Source organism: Chryseobacterium sp. CBSDS_008, from assembly GCF_049959325.1.
Classification (GTDB): domain Bacteria; phylum Bacteroidota; class Bacteroidia; order Flavobacteriales; family Weeksellaceae; genus Chryseobacterium.
On sequence record NZ_CP188202.1, the window covers coordinates 4,387,990 to 4,404,483 of the forward strand.

Here is a 16,494-nt window from a genome sequence, read left to right on the forward strand (position 1 = left end):
GAAAATCAATTTACACAAGCTTCCCAGTAAGAAGTCGTGTCTTTTTGTTCTCTTCTTTTCATGTATGCTTGTGTTTGCAAGTTTCACTAGAGAAGACAGACAAAGGGTGCGGATGTTTAAAAAGGATTTAATGCAAAAATTAAATCTTGACAAAGATATTATCATCACTGATGCAAAAGATCCGCCTGATGAAGTCAGAAATAAACAATTGACATCACCAGAAAATAAAAGTATACAAACCGCGCAAAAGGATTTAAGTGAAGAACGAAATGCCTTTGTCGATAATCATGTCTTAAAATCAGAGGACGATTTTTCAGGTCTTCAAAATATTTTTGAAGCCAAAGAAAAACAAGGTACAATTGGTACATTTTCTGAAAAGGAAGATGATAAGATTTCTGACAATTTTTTTACTGTCCAATTGCCAGCAAATTACAGTACAAATGGGAAAGCATACTTAGAGTATGACCTATATGGGCTGGCATCCTATGAATCTGTTCCAAGATCGATAAATCGCAATATAGCATTTGGTGGAGATGTTGTTGTTCCGAATGCAAACTGGCTTCACCAGCGTGAGGAAATCAATATGGAATTGCTGAAGGTTGGAACTAATACGATATTGTTCAGTAGGCCTCTTGACGGCGTAAAGTATAAAGTGAAAAACCTAAAGATTGCATTTGAAAAAAATAAATCGAAGGATAGCAAAATATTGGTCAGTAGTGTTTTATCGGGAGATAAATTGTATGTCAAAGGGAACGAGCTACATTCTGATGTTGTTTATATCAACAATGACAGCGCAGTAGTACAAAATGGAGAATTTGAAAAAGTAATCTCAATCACCAAAGAAGAACAGGAATCAGGGCAGTTTACTATTTCATCAGGAGGTATTGTAAGTCGTTTTAAAACTCCCACTTCTATTGGATCATTTAAAGTCATTGAAAAATCCAATGTTGCGCCTAAAAAAATAGAAATCTCAACTAATACAGAGGTAAATCTGAACTATGAAGATCTGTCAGTCAATATTGCTAAAGAATCTAGCGACGCGGCTTCTATTGAAATCCTCAAACTTCGTGAAAAGGATTTTCCGGCGACCTCTCAGGGTCTAAAAAACGTTACCCTCAATAATGCTGCTTATAGACTTTCGGTAACGAGCGGGAAACTTGTTAAGAAGGTGAAGATTTCCATTCCGTATGATGAAAAGCGTCTTGGCTTAATCTCACCGAACGAGGTAAAGGTCTTCTATTTTGACTATGCTAAAAAAGAATGGAAAATAGAACCTACGACGGTTGTTGACGAAAAGTCCAAGTCTGTTACTTTCGAAACTGACAAAAACCATGATTACATCAATGGAATTATTGCAGCACCTGAATCACCGGTTCTGAATTCGTTTGCACCGACTACTATCAGTGGCTTAAAATCAGGCGATCCAGCATCAGGGGTACAACTGCTAGCAGCACCAAGTGCGAATCAGCGTGGCGATGCTTCCATGACATACCCTGTTTTGATACCAACAGGAGTCAACGGAATGCAACCTCAGCTTGCTATTACTTATAGCAGTAGTAAAGGAAACGGCTGGATGGGCGAAGGTTGGGATATTTCAGGTATATCCGGTATTACTTTAGATACGCGGTGGGGAACACCGACTTTCGAATCAGGTTACGAGTCCGAGATCTATCTACTCGATGGTGAAATGTTGATTTATGAGGGTGATTATCTTCCTCATAGACATGTAAACCTACAGGGCTCAATGGATGTTACCCGTCAGCCTCGTAATAGCTCTGGTAAAAAGAATTTTTACCTCCGAAAGAATAATGGTTTCACAAAAATTGAAAGATACGGGTCATCACCGTCCAGCTACACATGGGTAGTAACTACAACTGACGGTACAAAAAAATACTATGGCGGTACTGAAAATGGAGTCAATACAAATGCCGTTGTAAAAGCAAATAGCGGTGGCATCGTGCAATGGGGAATTACAAAGGAAATTGATATTCATAATAACAATATAAAATACAAGTACCTCAATAAGCAGTTTGTACAAGGAATGATCCCAATATCAGGTGATAATATCAATCTTGAAAATGGTAGACAGTTTCATATTGAAACTATAAAGTATGGGGGAATAAATGATGATGATGGACCTTATACAATTCTTTTTTCTTGCAAGGATCCTTCAAGACCTGATTATTCCATAAGTACAAAGGAGGGGCTAAAGCGTGTCGAAATAGAAAGGTTAGATTTAATAGATATCAGACATGGGCAAAATCCGGTCAGAAACTACACCTTTACCTATACGACCGGATCTTTCTACAAAAGTCTTCTTAAAACAATTTCAGGCCCAGGAGTAAATTACCAGCTAGATTATTATAATGACACAGGAAATGCTGTTTTTGCTGCTGATAAATTTGTGAATGCACCGGCACCAGAAGCTTTTTCCGGTGCTGTAAATTCCGCACTGACTCCTTCTAGAATTAGTGCCGATAATAATTTTGAATGGGGATGGGCTCTTCGTACCGGGGCCGGCTTGGGGCTTTTTATACCACATCGAACGGGAGATAAAAATTTTATGGTCAGCGGTTTTCTCGGTGAATCATACCCTGATATAAAAAGAGGCCAAGAGCTTATTGATTTTAATGGCGATGGGATTGCGGATATTTTATACCGTAAAAGAAATGGCGATAATGGAATCAAATTGATTCCCGGCAGTTTGGATGGAAATGGCAACCTCGAATTCAGTGCACCTCAGCTCGATGTCCTGAACTTGAAATCAAATTTCACTAAAACAACTGGTAGCACATTTAATGCCGGTGCAACGGTACTCATAAACTGGTGGAAAATGGGATTTGACTTTACAAAAAGCTGGAGTGAAAGTGAGTCAAAAACCCCCGTATATGTTATTGACGCGAACTCAGATGGGTTGCCGGATGTTGTCAAGGACGATAAAGTCTGGTTTAACAAGATAAACCCAAATGGACAGCCAGAAATGGTGACGACCAGTGATATGACTGAAAATATGGTAATGAAAGGGAGCGTGCCGGTTCCTTATACTGAGCCGGAAAACCTTGATAATGATGAAGGTGAAGAACCTGTCAAAGCTAAAAATGATGTAGTAAAAGTATGGATCGCTCCTAAAGCTGGATTTGTCACAATTTATGACCATATATCCATAACCGATATTCAAGAGACAAAAGCGCGTGCAGTCTATTCTATCGAGGTTAGAAATCCTAATAATTTGCCTAAGAATGGTAGAGTCTTTCTTACTACACTTGTTGGTGGTAATCCGAATATTGATCTTAAGATTACAAAATATGATGAATACCCCGGAACGCCACTTGGTATCAACAATTCCTCACGGATTCATGTCGAATCAGGTGATAAAATTTATTTCCGACTCCATAAAAAAACCGGTCTAAACTATGAAGTGAATACCAGACCTTCAGTGCAGTATGTCAATGGCAATGGATCAGAAATAGCAGATTCACCCGAAGAAGAAATTGATGACTTCATGCCCAACAACTTACAGTATGAAAAAAGCTATATACTTAATAATCTGTCAAAGACACTAAAGTATGATTTCTTTGGAACAAAACATCTCAGTGTACCCGGCTTCTCAGTCCCAAAACTAAATGATAACGTTACATTCAAAATTACATTGTCAAAGCCAGAGGTTGTAAACCCTTGGGATGTTACTGTCATTTATGAAAAGACTTATCCACAGTCGTTAGGTACGGTAAACATTGCTCCTGTAGATATGAATTTTACTGTCCCTCCTCCAATTCCTGGCGGATATCATTTGAAATTCTCCGTCATATCTGATTCATACATGAATAAAGAGATTGAATGGAAGAATATTAATGTAAATACTGATGGATATTTAAATGTTCTTGATGTCGCAGATTATCCATCTTATTATGTCCGCGATTTTAAAAAGAAGTTCCATGTTGCGGATTTAGGGAATAATGCTCCACATGGTACAAACGACTATTATATTGCTATTAACAAGAATTTTGGTTTTTCGCCTTCACTGGAAGGTGCTTTTATGTACGTGATAAAAAAAGGAGGTCTTGTAGTAGAAAAAAGATGGGTGAAAGTTTCTAATTCAGGAATTACTGAAACGTCTGTAAATGGTTATACAAACCCGATCAAATTCTATACGGGAGATCCATATCAATCCCCTCAACTAGATGATAGAATAAATATTGTAGTTTACTGCAACTCGCAGAATGATCGTGCAGCCTATGAATCTTTAAAAGCACAGTTGCAAAATCAAATTTTTAACATCTATGCAGGAACAGCTACGACACTTTGGTCATCAACGGTAGAAACTGCACTATTTACAGCTGAGTTTAATTCAATCAGTGCTGTATACCGTAACTGGGGCCAGTTTATCTATAATGAAAGCAAAGATGTCAAAAAAACAGCTAATTCTTTGACTCCACCGGGAGGGCCCCGTGATATTCCTAATGGTCCGTCTGGTAATACTACTCCAGATTATACAATTAATCCCGATACGCCAAAAGATAGTTATGGTGCTCTGATCAATAATGATTTTCTGGATTCTCCATTTGGACAATTTAACTATAATTTCTCCGCATGTTCCGGTATCACAAATCAGAATGACTACGCTGAATGTGTGGGAAATATCGTTCAGGCAGACTATCTGAATATGGCAAACACAAATGTTCTGGCCGCGTTTAATCCAATTATACCAATGAGCACGTATTATGCAAAAGGCAATCAAGGTATAGATGAAAAGTGGATCAATAATGGTTTTACAGAGCAATTTTCAAAGGCATCCTCATTCCGCGATGAAGAGTCAATGACGCCTTTCTTTGTCGATGATGACCCTGACGAACAGGACGTCGAAGTACAGGGAAATGTTAACACAGCAATGTATGCAATAGAGAAAAAGCAAAAGAGCAAAGCCAAGACAACAAATTGGGGAATTGGCATTCCAGTGGTGTCTACATCTACTTCTGAATTACGTGGCTACGGAAATATTAACACTCAGGATTTTTTCGACGTCAATGGAGATGGTTATCCTGACATGCTTTATAGAACTGAGTCACAGCTGACAAATTCTTTAGGTGGATTAAGAGGTGGTCAGGGAAGGAATTTGGAAAACAACCCTGATTCTGTCATCTCAACTGCTGATAGTTTCCAAAAAACAAATACAATTGCTTTCAACATATCCGCAGTAAAAACTGTGGGCAGAAATACAAGTAATTCAAATTCCACTTCAAAACCGGATTCGTCTCCTGCATGGTCGGGAGGAACCAGTTTTTCCAGCTATCCTGATTCATATGATAAAACCCAAAAATATTGGCTTGACGTTAACGGCGATGGGCTTGTTGACAGAGTTGTATATCAGGACGGACAGGTTAGGTATAAATTGAACTATGGAACGGGACTAGTGAGCAATGCTTTTGAATCGTTTGCTAACCTTGAATTGCCTGTATCCAAACCAGTTGGGTCAACGTCCGTGAGCATTGGTGGAGGATTATCCGGAATGATTTCACAAACTTCTACATTTAGTTCTGGTTGGGGTATTTCGGGCAATTTGACAGGATCGTCATCCACAGGAACTTCAAAAAAAACATTTCTGGATGTAAATGGTGATGGAATGGTTGATCTGATCTCCATCGATGAATATGGAAATACCTCTGTAAACTATAATACAGGAAATAAATTTGCACCTGCGCAGGGATTATCAAAAGTTGGTGGGGTTATAAACTTTGCCGATGACAGTAAAACCTATAATGGCGCATTAACCTTAAATGGTGGTTTCTATATTAACGTCCCTCTGGTTTGGTTATTTGGTGTTACCATCCTTTATTTTAGAGCTGGTGCAGATATGAGCGGAAATATTGGTGTCTCAATGGCTGAAATCAATAAAGGTCTGCGTGATGTCAATGGCGATGGTTTCCCTGATTTAGTAATCAATAATGGAAATGGTCTCCAAGTCAATTACTCTAAAATTGGTCGTACCAATAAGCTTTCTAAGGTAACTGAAAAAACTACCAACGGAACTTTTACAATAGATTATGAATTTACTAAACCAACCTACAACGAACCACATTCGATGCTGGTTATGAAGGAGGTTAAAATTCTAAATCCAAACGTAGATTCCGACACCTACACCTTAGCAACAGACGACAAAAATATAGTTTCGCGCTTTAAATACGAAAACGCCAAATATGATAGAAGGGAAAGAGCTGGCTATGGGTTTGAAAAGGTTACGACCGAAGACATGAATGGTACTAATGTATATCGAAAAACTGTACAGACTTATTACAATAGCAATTATTACAATAACGGTACATTGCTAAAAACTGAAATTTACGGTGGGACGATCCTAAAAAACAGTACTGTAAATTCTTTTAAATTATATAAATACATTAATAATTATACTCAGGTTGAGGAAATTCCCTTAACTCAGTTTGAAAGCTATGACACGGGAGGAACGCAAGGAAATAAAAGTGCACTTATTTTATCCACCGGTAGTACAAATACTACTTACGAAAATGGAGGTGCTATTACGACCAGCTCAGTGCTTACATATAATAACAAAGCCCAACTAACCGCTTATAAATACAACAGTAATGTTGCTGCCGGTACTTATTATTCTGCGATTTTATATCATAATATTGCAGCACTAAATGCGAAGAATATTCTTGATATCCCGTCTGAAATTAAAGTTTTTGATAACGCAAACAATCTTATGCGTCAACGAAATTCAGAGGTTGACCAGAACACAGGGGATTTAACTAAGGTCATCGTAAAATTGAATGGAAGCCAAACCGGTAACACCATTTTAACTTATGATACTTTTGGCAATATCAAAACCACCACCAATCCGGTAGGTTATAAAGTGACATATGAATATGACCCAATGGGTAAATATGTGACTAAAATTACGGATAATTTTGGTGTTAGCTCTTCTGCTATTTATGACCCAGTATGGGATGCTATTTTAGAATCAACTGATGCGACAGGCAATAAGATTAAGTATACATATGATGCTCTTGGAAGACTAACATCTATCCTTGCCCCAAAAGAAGTGGGAATTTCTCCTTACACCGTAAAATACACCTATTTTACGACACCATATTCAAGTAGCAGTAACCTGATCAACTTATTTGGGGTTACGACCCAAAATTATGATCCAGATAATCCAAGCAATCCAATAGAGACCATAGCCTTAGCAGATTTTTCAGGAAAAACCATTCAGGTAAAGAAAGACATTTTTATTGCGGGAGCAGAAAAAATGTCTGTAGCCGGATTAACAATAAATGATATTTATGGTAGACCCGTCAAACAATATCATCCAACCTTCGAGGCTAAAGATCCGGTATTGAATAAAAAGCTGAAGCTTACAATGTCCCCATATTTTAGCGCTACCCAATTTGATCAGCTTGACCGTCCTATTGTAGAAATAGATGAAGATGGAAATGTAACAGATACCAAGTATGAAATCGAAGGAACATCCACTAAGGTTACAGTTACGAAATTGCAAAATATCAGTAATGTAGAGCTTAAATCTGAAACACTTAACAATGCTGAAGGAAAAATTGTTCAGACGAGGAATTTTTTGGGAACAACAGCATTAAAAACCCAAAGAAGTTATGATGCTGTTGGACAGCTCTTGTCTGTAACAGATCCTGAAAACATTATAGTCAAGTATGAATATGATTTGGGAGGGCGTAAAACCTTGGAGACTCACACTGACCGAGGAGTCACAAGATTCAGTTATAGTGTAGCTGGACAGCTATTAAGTCGTTTTACAGCGAATTTAGTCAGTGCTGGAGCTGGTACAGGTATTAATTATAAATATACCTTTAATAGGTTAATGCAAGTTACTTATCCGAACTTGCCAAATGGAAATACCAATCCTAGCAATGTCAATTATACGTACGGTACGGCTGGTAATCAGACTGGTCGAGTTACTCTAAAGACAGATGGAACAGGAGAAACATCGTATACCTATGGAAGTTTGGGAGAGGTAACTTCGGAATATCGAAAAGTTATCGGGTACAATATCCCAACAATGACTTTCACAACAGCATTTGACTATGATAGTTGGAATAGAATAAAATCCATTACCTATCCTGACGGAGAGTTTATCAGGTATAAATATGACCTTGGAGGAAATCTAAAATCAATTAAGAGTACCCAAAATGGCGATTATGTAAAGGATATCCAGTATGATGAGTATGAGCAGCGAACTAAAATTATAAATGGAAATGATACTTATTCAGTTTATACCTATGCTCCAAAAACGAGAAATTTAAATACGCATCTCTTAAAAAAGGATAATTATACTACGTTTTTAAGCAATGACTATAGATATGATTATGTTGGTAATATAATTTCAAACACCAATAGCGGAGATATAACTCCAAACCAATTAGGTGGTAGTTATCAATTAATTTATGGCTATGATAGTTTAAATAGACTTACACGTGCTGTAGGTGCCATGTTAAAAGATATCAAAGGTGATCCGGTCGATCCCAATAATATGAACGCCAGTTATGAAACTACATTGACATACACAAAAAGTGGTGGCCTTAATTCAAAAGTGCAATCACAATCTGTCAGTGGTGTAGTCAATACGGCAAATTCCTACAATCATATTTATAAATACATAAAGGGCACTCATCAAGTATCGCTGGTTTCCGATCAGGCAACTACGACAAATGAAGGTTTTAAATATGATTCAAACGGTAATCCAGTTGTAGTCACTTCTCCTACTGAAAGTACTGAAATGTTCTGGGATGAAGAAGACAACATGAAAGCCTATTTCAGTCGCGACGCTGGCGTTTACCAATATTATACTTATGACAATAAGGGAGAGCGAACAATAAAATATAACCTAACAGATGGTACAGCTTTATACCAAAACGGCGCGCTGGTAAATGGTACCATGGTACTGAACAATTATAAGGTTTACCCAAATTCTTATGTTGTTGTCAGCTCTGATAATACTTTTACAAAGCATTATTTCGCCGGCGCTCAAAGAATTGCCAGCAGGTTAGCTGATAATCCGGGCATTTTTAATAAATCAGTAACGAGCCGAACCATAAAGGAATCAACTGATACTACATCTATTGATGCAGAGAACGATTTTAAGAGCTATTTAACGAAGGCCGGAATCAAAGGCGAATCTGTTGAAACAGAATTTGGTAAAAATGCTGCTCAATCTGGACTATATTACCTCCATGGTGATCAGCTGGGAACAGCAACTTTTGTTACTGATGATAATGCTGTAGCAACGCAATTTTTCTTAAATTTACCATTCGGAGAAACGTTCGTTGAACAGCAGGTTGTTGGGAAATATGAAAATCCATACAAGTTCAATGCTAAGGAATTAGATTTTGAAACTGGATTGTATTATTATGGTAAACGTTACTACAATCCTAGGTTTAGTATATGGTACGGTGTTGATCCGTTGTATGCGGAATATCCATCTTGGTCGCCATATGTATACACGCTTCAGAACCCAATTAAGTATATCGATCCTGATGGACGCTTAGCGTGGCCGCCGGAAAAAGGTGTTGAAGGTCAAAAATGGCAAGATGGAGATGGAGACTTTGTTTATCAGCATGGTGGCTGGAAAAAGGATAACGGTGCTTTTGTTGGTTTTTTTGTTGGTAATCAATATGACTCCGTAAATACCATCAATACAGGCGGTACCCCTGGTTACGACGGGAAACAGATGCTCCCAGATTCAAATTATGATTATTCACATGATTTGATGCCAGGAAAACAGGCCGATGATATGAATTATTGGTCGAATGGTGAGAGCGGAACAATGCTGTCGAGATTCGTGGAAACCACCGTTAGGGATGCTACCGCTGTTGAAAACAGAACCACTACAATTGATGCAGTAACGATTGTTCTGTCAACTCCTGGAAAAGGCGGTGGCGGAATGGGTAGAAGCGGAAAGCAAGCTCGCCTGAGAGAACTTTCAACTGACCCTAAATTAGGTAGAGCTGATAAAGGATGGTTAAAACAAGAAATTAATCAGATTAACAGAGGAAAGAGAACAAACATTAGAAATCCTCCTGGAAAAGATCTTGCCCACGAAAGGGGTAGAGAAGCAGCAAAAGGATATTCGTATAAATATTCTCACCTTCAAAACAGAAAAGACCACAGAAATCAACACAAGTATGATAATGGTGGAAGAAAGAATAAGGAAAGACCTGTAAAATAAATTAATAAACATAAAAATATGCATCCAAAAGAAATTGAGAAAGTTGTTTCCTTAGAACCAAAAAAGAGATACGACTATTTAATAAAAAAAATTGCTGATCGCGAGGCAGTTTATACTTTAACAACGCCAAAAGGCGAGGTTGCAAATTCAAACCTTGATGGAAAAACATTATTTCCTTTATGGAGCGATAAAGAATATGCAGAACTTTGTAAGGTCGCGGGATGGGAAGACTACAAGGTCTTCGAATTGAGCTTAGAAGATCTCGAAAGCAATATCCTAAATGTAATCGCAAAATCTGGGGACTTACTGAATATTTTTCCCGTAGGCGATAAGACTGGATTCGTAGTGGATTCAGCTGAGTTTAAACGCGATTTAGACATGGAACTAGAAAATTATTAATATGTGCCCCTAATTAGGTCGCACCGACGAAATATTAAAGAGCACTTCTTTAAAGAAGTGGCAGTATGTATGATATGAATGTTTGCGGGACCACTTTTATGTGGTCCTGTTTTTTATGTTAGTTTAAAAAATCAAAATGAATAACGATTTCCGAAATTATGATATTACTTAGCAAGGTTACGAAGGATCTTGAAAACCAAGATATAATTTAAGTAGTAGCAGCTGACCTTCTTTAGCTAGTTTATTATTGATGCCTTTAAAGAAAATCAGATAATATGCTATGATATTATAAAATGTGGCGATTTCAAAATAGATTTAAAATTCTCCTGATACATTTGCTCTTGGTTGCCTGCTTTTTCCAATAGTTCCGCTTAGTGAACTCAGCAGGATTATCATTGAAGCAGCTGATAGTTAATTTAAAATGATTTTGCGTATATCTACTAATAGATAAGTTTTACAAAATTTGAAAAAGAGTTCAATTCCTGTCAACATAACAGTTGAATAGTTAATCGCAAGATTGGCTATTTGTGTTTACTGGTATCCAGATTCGAGGGAAGCGTTGGCCGGTTGAGTTTAATTTTGGGAGAACATTTTGTAAAAAATTATACTTTCGATCAGGTATATTTGTTTAAAATATGAAAATTTAAAATATGAAAAATATTTCGTTAGTTCTTTATGTTATGATAATGAGTATCATCTCATGCTCACAAACTGATAAAACAAAACAAACCGAAACAAAAAATAACGGGCCGATATTGACAGCCGGTAACTATATTCCAACAATGCTTACTGAAATTAAGCACTTTCCGAAAGAACCTGTTTATCAGGTGTATGTTAAAAATTCTTTATGCCTGTATGAAGTCCTGGTTAATGATTATCCTGTAGCAAAATCATTTAATTATTCTCAGGAAATGACTCCCTATTCTATTAATAGTGCAATACTCCACAGTGGAAAACAAAAAATAACTCTACGCATCTATCCTACACCTGAAGAATACAGCAGATCCGGTGATGTACTGTCTCCCAATACTTCTTGTAAACTGGAAGTAGAAAGTGTGGACAATAAAGATCCCAATTATCCAGCCACTCCCGTTGCGGAATTTAAACTTCCAACTAAAATTAGAATGGCAGGACAGAATAAGGATGTGGGAATTCCAGAATTTGAAGGGGAAGCCAAGAAATACTATGAGATAACTTATGAATTTGAAGCTGAGGTTCCGTATAAAAATGAAGGCTGGAGTAAGGGGCAGGATTTAAATAAATTAGACCGCAAAAAATTAGAAGAAGTCACTTTGAAATTTTATCAGAATCAATGGAGTTTATATAACGATAAAAATGCTGACACAGTATTTTCATTTTTATTCCAAAAAGAAAAAGAAACAACGCAAGCATCTTATAATAATGAAAAAGAACTGCTTAAAATAAAAGATGCTTACATGAAACCGTTTACCATTGGATCTTTCGTTTTAGAGCCAATTCAAGATTATGATTTCAAAATTTTTGGAGATGGGAAATTAATTTCTTTACAACAAAAAAGTTCAGACCCAAGATTAAGATCCAATTCTGCATTATGGGGAAAATATAAGAATGAAAATGGAAGTACAGTAGCCAACTTTAGAAATTATTATTTATATCTACCCGAAGGTAAGAAGCTTGAAGATGGTCTTGAAGTGATTAGGTAATCTGCTTTAGATGATAGCCTTTAGTGAAATTTGAAATCTATTAATATTTAGAAATTTCCGTCACAAATATTTCAAACAAATTCAATAAAACAAATTAGAGTTGGTTAATTGCCAACTCTATTTTAGTCAAAATTAGTAGCTTTTATGAAGTGATTAAGAAGCTAATGCATATAGTCACAGGATTCAAACCGGCTCACCTACTATCTAAATAACCAATTAGCGCCGGGATATCTTCTAAAAAATAATATTAAAATTGTTAGCGATTCGAACTAATTATCTTACCTTTAAAAAAATAAAACTAACCTACATTTAGCGGCTATTTGGAATATAGTCATGACAAAAATAGACTAAAAAAAATGGCTTATATTAAAACAATTGCTTCCTTCTTAATTGCGCTTTTATTCACCACTACAACTTTTGGACAAGAATCTAAACAAAAAACAAAAATTTTGTTAATTGGAACTATTCATTTTGAAAACCCACATACAGATAGTTTTGAACTAATAGTGGGCGATTTTTTGAGTGCTAAGCGTCAAAGTGAATTAGAAGACTTGACGAATGTGCTGTCGCAAACAAAAGCGACTAAAGTGATGATTGAAAGACCAATTGGAAATCAACGTTCCAGCGACAGTCTGTATCATTTATATGTAACAGATCATTATAAACTTCCCGTTTCAGAAAGAGAACAAATTGGTTTCAGGTTAGCTAAAAAATTAAAATTAGATCAAGTAAAATGTGTAGATAAATTCTACGGGATGACACACGATAGCTTGATGGTTGCGTCTGCAAAAGAAAATAATCAACTGTATTTATTAGAAGATTTAGGGACGCAGGCAAAGGCAATGATAAATGATTATGATGATCAATTAAAAAAAGGTACCATAACGGAGGTTTTAAAATACATAAATACACCTGAAGAACTAAAAAAAAATTTATCTATTTATCTAAAATTTATTGCAAAGATTGGAGCAGGTAAAAATTTTGCAGGAGCTGAATCTGTATCAGATTGGTATTTAAGAAATCTTGCTATTTATTCCAATATTATAAATCAGGTTGAACTTTCGGACAAATATGTTGTTTTAATTTTTGGGCAAGGACATATTCCTATATTAAAGCACCTACTACAAAATAATGACGACTTTGAAGTGGTTGAATTACATAGTATACTAAAATAAAAGACCGCAAGAATGATGAAGGGGAACGTCAATCCCCCTCCAACAACTTTTTTATTCAGAAAAAAACTGAGGCAGTAAAACGCTTTAAATCTATTAGCAGAATTGCCCAGCTGTCAGATTAAGTCTTAACTTATATATATAATGTCAATTATATGAATTAATGAATAAGTGAATTTGGAATATTACTTTATCTGTAAAAGTATACTCTATAATCCATCGTGTACGATTTGGCCCAACCTTATTTCTGTACTTGTTGGTGTGCCAAATCATACTCATCATCAGTGACCGCTAACCTATATCGACTTATAACATACTATTGAGATCCTTTTTATTTTGCTGTCTTTTGTCAGCAAATGAAAGCGAGTGCACTAGAATTATGATTAAAATAACACTACCATGCAGCGATATGATCATGCCATCAAGGACGCTAAAGCGGGCTGCCTTCAACCAATTGGCTTATTTATAAATACAAGGTTAAATTCAATAAATCATTAATGGAAATATCGCCAATGTTTTTCATCTAGCATGGTAGGCCAGAGAATATATATAAAAACTGTTATAATGACCATAAAAAAGCAAAAGCAGATTGCCCTGCTTTTGCTAAATTTGGATTAAATCATTTTATTAGAGATCTAAATACATTTTAAAATCAAAATGCTTCCTAGATTTTGGATTTAACAAGCTGTAATAACTTTGGCTTTTTTCATTTCTTCCAACATATTGAGGAATAGAAAAAGGGTTGAAAGTATTTATAACCTCAAAACTCCAATTAGGAAAGTTAAATTTCCTTTTCGACACCTCCATCATATAAAAGTTGAGCAGAAAACGATTTTCTTTGTCCCAAACTGTTTTTCTAACCCTTTCATTTATAGTAGCAATATCAACTTCAGTAGGATCATAATCCACTTTTAATTTAAATTTATCGTTAAAACGAGCTAAAATTTCGGTAGATTTTTCAGCGATGTTTTCAGCAGTGATTTTTTCTATCTCCTCCTGAAAGTCTGTTTCCAACATTCCATAATCGTAGGGTTCCATAGAATTCAAGAATTCTAGCGCATTGTCCTCCTTGTCAAACATCAAAAAGAATCTCTTATTATCATTCGCCATAACTCTAAATTCATTCTTCTCCTTGTGCTTCGTACAGGTCTTATGCGTATTTGGATTTTGCCGAAAAAATTCAAAATTCTGTAAATCTTTCCTGATTGCTTCAAAATCATTCAGATCATATTTTGTTTCGACGATTTCAAAATTCTGTTGTGCCATTAAATTCATATGGATTATCGGAAATAAAATTAATATAATTTTTTTTATGTTCATGACTTTTAATTTGGAGCTTTATAAGCTGGCACACTTGTTCCGCCCAATCTTATGGCAGTATTAAACAGATTAATAATTGTTGTTGTCACAAAGCTAACTCTCATTAAATTTCCATCCATTTTATACATACTGAAATAGTGAACAAGGTCTATATTTAAATTGCTGGCATAACCCATAAGTGGTCGAGGTTTTATTAGTTTTTAATTGGAACCAAGCAATTTTATATTTTATTAATGGATTAATCGGGATTTCCTTGTATTTTATATCCGTAAAAACACGGATATTGAGTATGAAATTTACGCTGGCCAGAAATACGGACAGACAATTTCAAGTCCTATAGTAAAATTAGAAAAATACTATCAAGTGATGAACTCAATCAATTAGGTACTTTGGCTTTGATCCTAACACGTATTCATTTGGAAATTTTAAGCTTGCTCGATATTCTATGAAATCATATTAACCAGTACCCGCAGTTAAACTCAGGCAAATAACTTGAATCTTGCATTGTTAAAGATTATTATGTTATTATTTTATTTTTTTGAAATATTTTGGATAATCTTTGTTTTGTTGAGAAATAATAATTTGGTAAAGAGCAAACATATTTCAAATAAATGCAAATGTTAAGTTTATTCGTACGAATCCCGATTTAGTATCAGCGAATAATAAACAGCCTAATCTCTTGATTTTTAGAAAAAAAATATATTGTATATTTAATTTTATATCTCAACGTGGAGAGATGTAATTTAAAGGGAAAACGACTGTGTGGGGGTTATTCACTTTAAAAAAATCACCATGAAGCACTTATATAAAAATTTTCTATTATCAGTTGAACAAGAGGAGAAGAAGGTTGGACGAAGCGCGAAAAGCACCATTGAAGGGGCATATTATATGGTTTCTTTTCTTCGCAAATTTTTGAGCGATCTTAAGACACAAATTACCAAGAACGGTTTTGCCACTGTTGATGACGAGATAACCTTTTTTAAGGCTGTAAAACCAGAGATTTTGGGAAAAATTATGTATTATAATAAGCTTATCCGTCTGGAAGTTATTAACCCAGATCGGTATGAATTAATACAAGGTTATTACAACGATCAAATTAAGCTTTTAAATAAAGAGTATAAAAAGCATCTGGAGGGTTCGGATTTTTATTGGTATTATCGTTCTGGCCGGAGCGATAAGGACAATTCATATTTTAGATTGGGTAATATCAATTTCTTCGATGGAGTTGACAGCTTTTTCTTTGAAGTTGACTTAGAATTTTCCACTTATTATGACTACAAAGTTGCTCAAATCATATCAATGGATCTACTTTGTTCCCATTTCTTGTCGATAATTAGTCAGAAAGAAAGCACTGATACTCCTGTTTCTTCTACAGGTGAAAGTGGCAGTTTTTCGTGGACAGATTCAAAGAATGCATTGATTGAACTTATTTATGCACTTCATGCGGCAGGTAGTGTGTCAAATGGAAGAGCGGGCCTACGAAAATTGAGCAAACTATTTGAGGAACTTTTTGAAGTCAATCTTGGAGATATCCATCACGCGTTTCATCAGATGAAGTTCAGGGCAGGAGAGAAAACGAGTTATCTACTTTTTTTAAAAAACTCTTTGGAACAATATATGGATCGAGAGCTGTAGTATTCACAGCGCTTCACTATTGTAGACAGGTAATCAAATCGGTGACCTGTTTTTTTTTGCCAAAAATCTATGCTAA

General features: G+C 35.7%; 6 protein-coding genes. 5 read left to right on the forward strand and 1 reads right to left on the reverse strand.

Going from position 1 to position 16,494, the window contains the following annotated elements; translation table 11 throughout:
- The first annotated feature begins 130 nt into the window (after positions 1–130).
- From ACP3T3_RS19920 to ACP3T3_RS19935, 4 genes are all read left to right on the forward strand, one after another.
- On the forward strand, positions 131–10,210 hold the full coding sequence (locus ACP3T3_RS19920; RefSeq protein ID WP_426477465.1) for a polymorphic toxin type 8 domain-containing protein: 10,080 nt from the start codon (positions 131–133) through the stop codon (positions 10,208–10,210).
- Between the two features lie 18 nt (positions 10,211–10,228).
- On the forward strand, positions 10,229–10,609 hold the full coding sequence (locus ACP3T3_RS19925; RefSeq protein ID WP_426477466.1) for a DUF2750 domain-containing protein: 381 nt from the start codon (positions 10,229–10,231) through the stop codon (positions 10,607–10,609).
- A 650-nt stretch (positions 10,610–11,259) separates the two neighbouring features.
- Positions 11,260–12,291 carry a hypothetical protein gene (locus tag ACP3T3_RS19930; RefSeq protein WP_426477467.1) on the forward strand — a complete coding sequence of 344 codons (1,032 nt, stop codon included), beginning with the start codon at positions 11,260–11,262 and terminating at the stop codon, positions 12,289–12,291.
- 356 nt (positions 12,292–12,647) lie between these two features.
- Entirely contained in the window at positions 12,648–13,466 is an 819-nt protein-coding gene (locus ACP3T3_RS19935; protein ID WP_426477468.1) for a DUF5694 domain-containing protein, read from the forward strand.
- A gap of 624 nt (positions 13,467–14,090) precedes the next feature.
- On the opposite strand, the gene ACP3T3_RS19940 is transcribed toward ACP3T3_RS19935, so the two are convergent.
- Positions 14,091–14,729 carry a hypothetical protein gene (locus tag ACP3T3_RS19940; RefSeq protein ID WP_426477469.1) on the reverse strand — a complete coding sequence of 213 codons (639 nt, stop codon included), beginning with the start codon at positions 14,727–14,729 and terminating at the stop codon, positions 14,091–14,093.
- An 846-nt stretch (positions 14,730–15,575) separates the two neighbouring features.
- Between ACP3T3_RS19940 and ACP3T3_RS19945 the strand changes: the two genes are divergently transcribed.
- Positions 15,576–16,418 carry an RteC domain-containing protein gene (locus ACP3T3_RS19945; protein ID WP_426477470.1) on the forward strand — a complete coding sequence of 281 codons (843 nt, stop codon included), beginning with the start codon at positions 15,576–15,578 and terminating at the stop codon, positions 16,416–16,418.
- The last annotated feature ends 76 nt before the right edge of the window (positions 16,419–16,494 follow it).

Bases quoted from the DNA above. Each gene is read 5' to 3' on its own strand.
- ACP3T3_RS19920 (WP_426477465.1), top strand. From the start codon at position 131: ATGCAAAAATTAAATCTTGACAAAGATATTATCATCACTGATGCAAAA.
- ACP3T3_RS19925 (WP_426477466.1), top strand. From the start codon at position 10,229: ATGCATCCAAAAGAAATTGAGAAAGTTGTTTCCTTAGAACCAAAAAAG.
- ACP3T3_RS19930 (WP_426477467.1), top strand. From the start codon at position 11,260: ATGAAAAATATTTCGTTAGTTCTTTATGTTATGATAATGAGTATCATC.
- ACP3T3_RS19935 (WP_426477468.1), top strand. From the start codon at position 12,648: ATGGCTTATATTAAAACAATTGCTTCCTTCTTAATTGCGCTTTTATTC.
- ACP3T3_RS19940 (WP_426477469.1), bottom strand. From the start codon at position 14,729: ATGGCACAACAGAATTTTGAAATCGTCGAAACAAAATATGATCTGAAT.
- ACP3T3_RS19945 (WP_426477470.1), top strand. From the start codon at position 15,576: ATGAAGCACTTATATAAAAATTTTCTATTATCAGTTGAACAAGAGGAG.